Source organism: Streptomyces prasinopilosus (genome assembly GCF_001419695.1).
GTDB classification, from domain to species: Bacteria; Actinomycetota; Actinomycetes; order Streptomycetales; family Streptomycetaceae; genus Streptomyces; species Streptomyces prasinopilosus.
This window is the reverse complement of record NZ_LIRG01000473.1, coordinates 1-4,988: the sequence shown is the minus strand read 5'-3', so window position 1 is coordinate 4,988 and position 4,988 is coordinate 1. Positions and strand designations below refer to the sequence as shown.

The 4,988-nt window shown below is 75.4% G+C and carries 4 protein-coding genes; 2 read left to right on the top strand and 2 right to left on the bottom strand.

Going from position 1 to position 4,988, the window contains the following annotated elements; all coding sequences use genetic code 11:
• Nucleotides 1-109 precede the first annotated feature (109 nt).
• Both AOK18_RS19795 and AOK18_RS19790 read right to left on the bottom strand, forming a co-directional pair.
• Nucleotides 110-1,507 carry an erythromycin esterase family protein gene (locus AOK18_RS19795; protein WP_055695232.1) on the bottom strand — a complete coding sequence of 466 codons (1,398 nt, stop codon included), beginning with the start codon at nucleotides 1,505-1,507 and terminating at the stop codon, nucleotides 110-112.
• Between the two features lie 376 nt (nucleotides 1,508-1,883).
• Complete coding sequence (locus AOK18_RS19790) at nucleotides 1,884-3,287, bottom strand: FG-GAP and VCBS repeat-containing protein (protein ID WP_055695231.1); 1,404 nt, start codon at nucleotides 3,285-3,287, stop codon at nucleotides 1,884-1,886.
• A gap of 205 nt (nucleotides 3,288-3,492) precedes the next feature.
• On the opposite strand from AOK18_RS19790, the gene AOK18_RS19785 reads away from it, so the two are divergent.
• On the top strand, nucleotides 3,493-4,017 hold the full coding sequence (locus AOK18_RS19785) for a hypothetical protein (RefSeq protein ID WP_055695230.1): 525 nt from the start codon (nucleotides 3,493-3,495) through the stop codon (nucleotides 4,015-4,017).
• A 370-nt stretch (nucleotides 4,018-4,387) separates the two neighbouring features.
• A partial coding sequence (locus tag AOK18_RS19780; protein ID WP_157865133.1) for a GAF domain-containing protein occupies nucleotides 4,388-4,988 on the top strand: 601 nt, incomplete at its 3' end.

The following is a 4,988-nucleotide window of genomic DNA, read 5'->3' as shown; positions in this document are numbered from 1 at the left end:
GTCCGGTCCCGGCGGCCGCCGGACGGACCGGTCCCGGAAAGGCCCCGGCCCCGCCCTCCGGCACCGCTCGCCGCTCCGGCCGCGTCGGGCGGGGGCCCGCCGGCCGGACTCAGGGGGTGCCCAGGTACGTGGTGGCCTCGACCTCGTCGAGGTGGATGAGGATGTCGTGCGCCTCGCCGAGGGCGATCCTGTACTCCGTGGGGTCGGGCCATCCGGCGCCGATGTTGTGGGTGACGCGCGGCCGGGCCAGCCAGTCGCGGACGGAGCGGGGCGCGGTGCGCATGTCGAGGATGTAGTCGCGCTGGCGGGCCCGGTCCAGGGTGTGTTCGTTGGATCCCGGCCGCGCGGCACCCACACGGTGGGTCCGCATCACGTCGTCGTCGGTGCCGAACGCCTTGAACGCCCCCCGGTGGAAACTGAAGCCGATGCTGACGTAGCCCTCGTCGAACGTGTCGCGGAGGAACGCCCCCTGCGTCTTGGGGTATCGCACGTCGAAGGAGTCGTACGACACGTGCGTGTTGTGCGCCGAGACCAGGATCCGGTCGCCGGTGTGCCGGTGCCACCAGGCCACGTTCTCGGCCATCACCCCGTCGCGGAACCTCATCATCTCCGCGACCTGTTCCTCGTCGGTGATGTCGAAGGCGTAGCCCTCGGCCATCTGGTGGATGGCCCTGGCGTGCTGCACGGCCCACAGATGGTCCCGCCGGTCGGCACCGCGGCCGGCAGGCTGCTCCCGCAGCAGTGCGAGCACCTTCCCGGTCCGCTCCGCCCGTTCCCTGCGCTCGGCCAGGGGCAGCTCGAGGTACTCCCGGCTGTGGGTGCCGAGGCCGGTGACCGGCGGCAGCCCGCGGTAGAGCGCGGCGACGCGTTCCTGCAGCCGCGGGTGACGGCGGGCCACATGGCCGGTCACCCGCTCGTACAGTTCCGGTCCGGCATGGCCCATGTCGTTGCCGGTGAAGCGCACGGGGTCGTGCGGGTGCCGGCGGTTGTGAGCGCGCATCCACTCGATGAGGTCGAGGTAGTCCTGGTTGTGCCAGGCGCGGTACGCACCCTGGAACTCCTCACGCGCGATGTCCTCCAGGCTGCCCTCGCCGTTCACCACGTAGTCGTCGATCCGCACACCGCTGCTCCAGGGGAGTTCGAGGGAGAAGCTCCGGAAGCCCTTCTCCTCGGCCAGGTAACGGAAGAGCCGGTGCTTCATGCGGAAGAAGTCCCGCGACCCGTGGGTGGCCTCGCCCAGGCCCACCACGCCGGCCCCCTCGATCATGCGGCCCAGCGCGTCGAGGTCCCGCAGGCCGCCTCCGGGGTCGGTGCCGCGGAGCGTGTGCGCGCTGCGCTCGATGGCCCGGACCACCGCCTCCTCGGACTGCCCGGGCCCGGTGGCCCGCGGCGCCGGAACCGAAGCGGGTGTCCTCGCCCCCTCGGCCCCGACGGCCGGGGTGCTCAGGGCGAGGGCGCCGAGGGAGAGGAGGACCGAGGGGAGGACGGCTGCGCGGCGTGGTGTCATACCCCCAGATTTCCGTGTGCGCGGGAGCCTCACCAGCCCGCACACTGCCCGCTTCGAGGTGGCGCAGGCACTACCGCCGGGCGCCCCGGCGCCGTCGCGCCCGGCAGAGCCGTGCCGTTTCCGTGCGGACGGGCCGGCGGGCCGGGCCCGCCGGGAGGGAGCCCGCGGCGGCCGGGGCGTCCCGGGCCCGTCGGTCCGAACGGGCCCGAACCCGTCGTCGGGTCCGCCCCGCGGGCCGCGGGCGGCGTCGGGCCGGGCCCACGTCACGCCCCGGGTGCGGGCGCCGGTTGCCCGGCACCGGCCGGTCCTCGCCGGCCGGCTCCGGGCCGCCCTCGCGCGCCCGCGCCGCGCGAACACGCCCGCCCCTTCACCGGCGTCAGCGGTGGAAGGCCGCGCCGAGCCGGGCGCCGGCCGTGGGCGCGGCGAGCGTGCCCGGCCCGAAGCTCACCGATCCGGTGGCGGTGATCCCCGCCGCGGTGCCGGCGAAGGCCCACACGGCACCGGACCCCCTGTTCTCACCCGGCGCCGAGACGACGACGTGCCCACCGACGACGGCGGTACCCGCGCCGAAGCGGTCGCCGTCCTCGGCCGATCCGGGCACGCCGGCCGTGTTCTGGCCGAAGGCCTGCGCCGCACCGCCGGTGACCCCGGCGGCGCTCCCGCGCAGAACGACGAACCTGCCGGCGTCCTCCCGCCCGGCCAGGTCCTCGCCGGGGACACCGGCGACCACATCGGCGTAGCCGTCCCCGGTGACGTCACCGACCGCCACGTCGGTGCCGAAGCGGTCACCGCTCTCGCCCGTGCCCGGGACACCGGGGGAGTCCTGGCCGATGAGCGTGGCCCTCGCCGCGAGACCGTCCGCCGTGCCCCGCACCACCCCCAGCAGGCCGCCGCCGCCCGCGGTGCTGCGCCCGAAGACCACGTCCTGCCGGCCGTCCCCGTCGACGTCGCCCAGTGCGACGCTGTCCGCGGACCCGGTGTCCGCGGGGGCGATCGCCGGCCCCGCCACCAGACCGTCCTCCGTGCCCCTGAGCAGCCGCAGGCGCCCCAGCGGGGCCGGCAGTCCGTCCCGGGCCGGCGCACCGCCGGCGACGACCAGGTCGGTCACGCCGTCGCCGTCCACGTCGCCGGCGTCCATCGCCCCCACGCGGATGCCGGGGACGACGAGCGGGCCGGTGCGGGCGGCTCCCCCCGTACGGCCGAAGGGCCCGTAGCGGACGTGCCGGGCCGTGGCCAGGTCGAGGTGCCCGTCCCCGTCGAAGTCGCCCGCGCGGGCCGCTGACGTCCCCGGGCCGATGGCGGTGGCGGTGGCGAGCCCGCCCACGCTGCCCCACAGGACGGTGTACCGCCCGACGTCACGCGCGCCGTCGGCGTCCTCGCCGGGGGCTCCGACCACCAGGTCGGTGAAGCCGTCGCCGTCCAGGTCGGCCGCCGTGAGATGACCGCCGAAGCGGTCGCCCGTTTCCGCCGTGCCGGGTACGGCATAGCGGTTCTGGCTGACCAGCTGGCGCCTGACCCCGTTCGGCCCCTCGGCCATTCCGTAGACCACGGCGACGTACCCGGCCTCCGCCCTGCCGTTGATGGTGCCTCCCGGGGCGCCGATGGCGACGTCGGGCTGACCGTCGGCGTCGAAATCGGCCCGGGACACCGCCGTGACGCCGGGTGCGGCCGAACCGGACGAGGGGGTGCCGGAACCGGACGCCGCGGGTGCCGTCCCCGTGACGGTGACGACGGCTGCGACCGCCGTCACGGCGGACAGGTGGAATGCACGGGAGGACATGGCGGACCCCTCACTGTGGGCGGGCGACTGGCCGCGCCCGTGAAGGGCCCGGCAACGACAGGACTCGCACCGCGGGCCGATGGTTGTGCGCGCCGGAGCACGGGGCGGCGCACGAGCATGCCCCGCCGCACACTGTGCCTCGAGCGCCGTCGACCGGACCGGCCGGCCCGGCGTCGGCCGGTCCGGCGTCGGGCAGCATCGTGGTATGCCCGCTGACGCGACTCCCGCTCCCGGAGTACAGGTGTGCTCCCTCAAGACCGACGCGCACCAGCCGGTCCCGCCCGGCGGCACGTACCGGGTGATGAGGTTCCCGTTCGGCGCGGCCGAGCCGGCCGACCGGTTCGGCATGCACCAGGCCGTCCAGCCCGACGGGTACGTGGTGGACGACTGGGCGACGGACGACCGCAGCGGGCTGATCTGGCCGTCCAAGGCGGGCTGGGGTCATCTGCACGCCATGATCCAGTGGGAGGCGGCCGGTTCCCCCGGCGGCTACACCGAGGTGCGCGACCAGTTCGTGCGGGACCCGCTCGGCCTGACCGCGCACCCCGGGGACACCACGGCGACCGAGCACCGCACCCCGACACCGGGCGGCCAGTACTACGTCAAGAACCACGGCGTCTTCGTCACGCCCGGCACCCCCCTGGCACTGCGCGTCACGCACAACGACGCCGCTTCCCGGCTGGTGACACTCGCCGAGTTCAAACTGGTGATTCACGACGCGGCTCCGTGAGCGGGCGTGCGCGGGACGTACGCCCGGAACGTCCCGTCCGCGCCGGCCACCGGCGGAGACACCCGCCCCCGCCCGCGGCACGCGTCCGTCCTCCGTCCCCCGCGGGCCCCGGCACCGGGCCCGAGGCCATCCGCGCGGCGGCCGTCACCGCGCACCGGGAGGGGGCCGTGTGCGTGCGGAAGCCGGGGAACCGGGTCACGATGTTCTCGGATGCGTGACATCGGCACCACGTCCGACGCGCGAAGAGAGGTGGGACACGGTGGCCCGGGACGACGGCCGGCGGCGCCCGGAGTCTCCGCGCCCCGGCGAGGAGGGGCACCCGGACCGCGCCGCCGGGCGCAGGGACCATCCGACCGGAGCGCAGCAGCGCATGCGGGGCCTGCTGGGCGCGGTCCTCTCCATCAGCCGGGAACTCGAACTGCCCGTGGTGCTGCGGCGGATCGTCAGCACCGCGATGGAACTCGTCGACGCCCGCTACGGGGCCCTCGGCGTACTGAACGACGACGGCACGGCCCTGGAGGACTTCATCCCCCTCGGCCTGAGCACCACGGAGTACGAGGACCTGGCCGGATCCGAGTTCCCGCACGGCCGGGGCCTGCTGGGGCACCTGATCCACCACCCCGAGCCGCTGCGCGTGAAGGACCTGCCGCACCATCCGGACTCCGTCGGCTTCCCCTCGGGGCACCCGCCGATGCGTACCCTGCTCGGGGTGGCGATCAGCGTGCGCGGCCGGATCTACGGCAACCTCTACCTGTGCGACCGGCACGACGGCGAACCGTTCGACGACCAGGACGAGGACGTGGTGACGGCGTTGGCCGGCGCGGCGGGCATCGCCATCGAGAACGCCCGCCTCTTCGACCGGACCCGCGCTTCCGCGGAGCGCTTCCAGAGGATGCTGCTGCCGACCCTGCCCGACCTCGAGCCCTTCGCCGCGGCCGCCGTCTACCGGCCCGCCACCGCCCCCGGCCACC

Bases quoted from the DNA above. Each gene is read 5' to 3' on its own strand.
- AOK18_RS19795 (WP_055695232.1), bottom strand. From the start codon at position 1,507: ATGACACCACGCCGCGCAGCCGTCCTCCCCTCGGTCCTCCTCTCCCTC.
- AOK18_RS19790 (WP_055695231.1), bottom strand. From the start codon at position 3,287: ATGTCCTCCCGTGCATTCCACCTGTCCGCCGTGACGGCGGTCGCAGCC.
- AOK18_RS19785 (WP_055695230.1), top strand. From the start codon at position 3,493: ATGCCCGCTGACGCGACTCCCGCTCCCGGAGTACAGGTGTGCTCCCTC.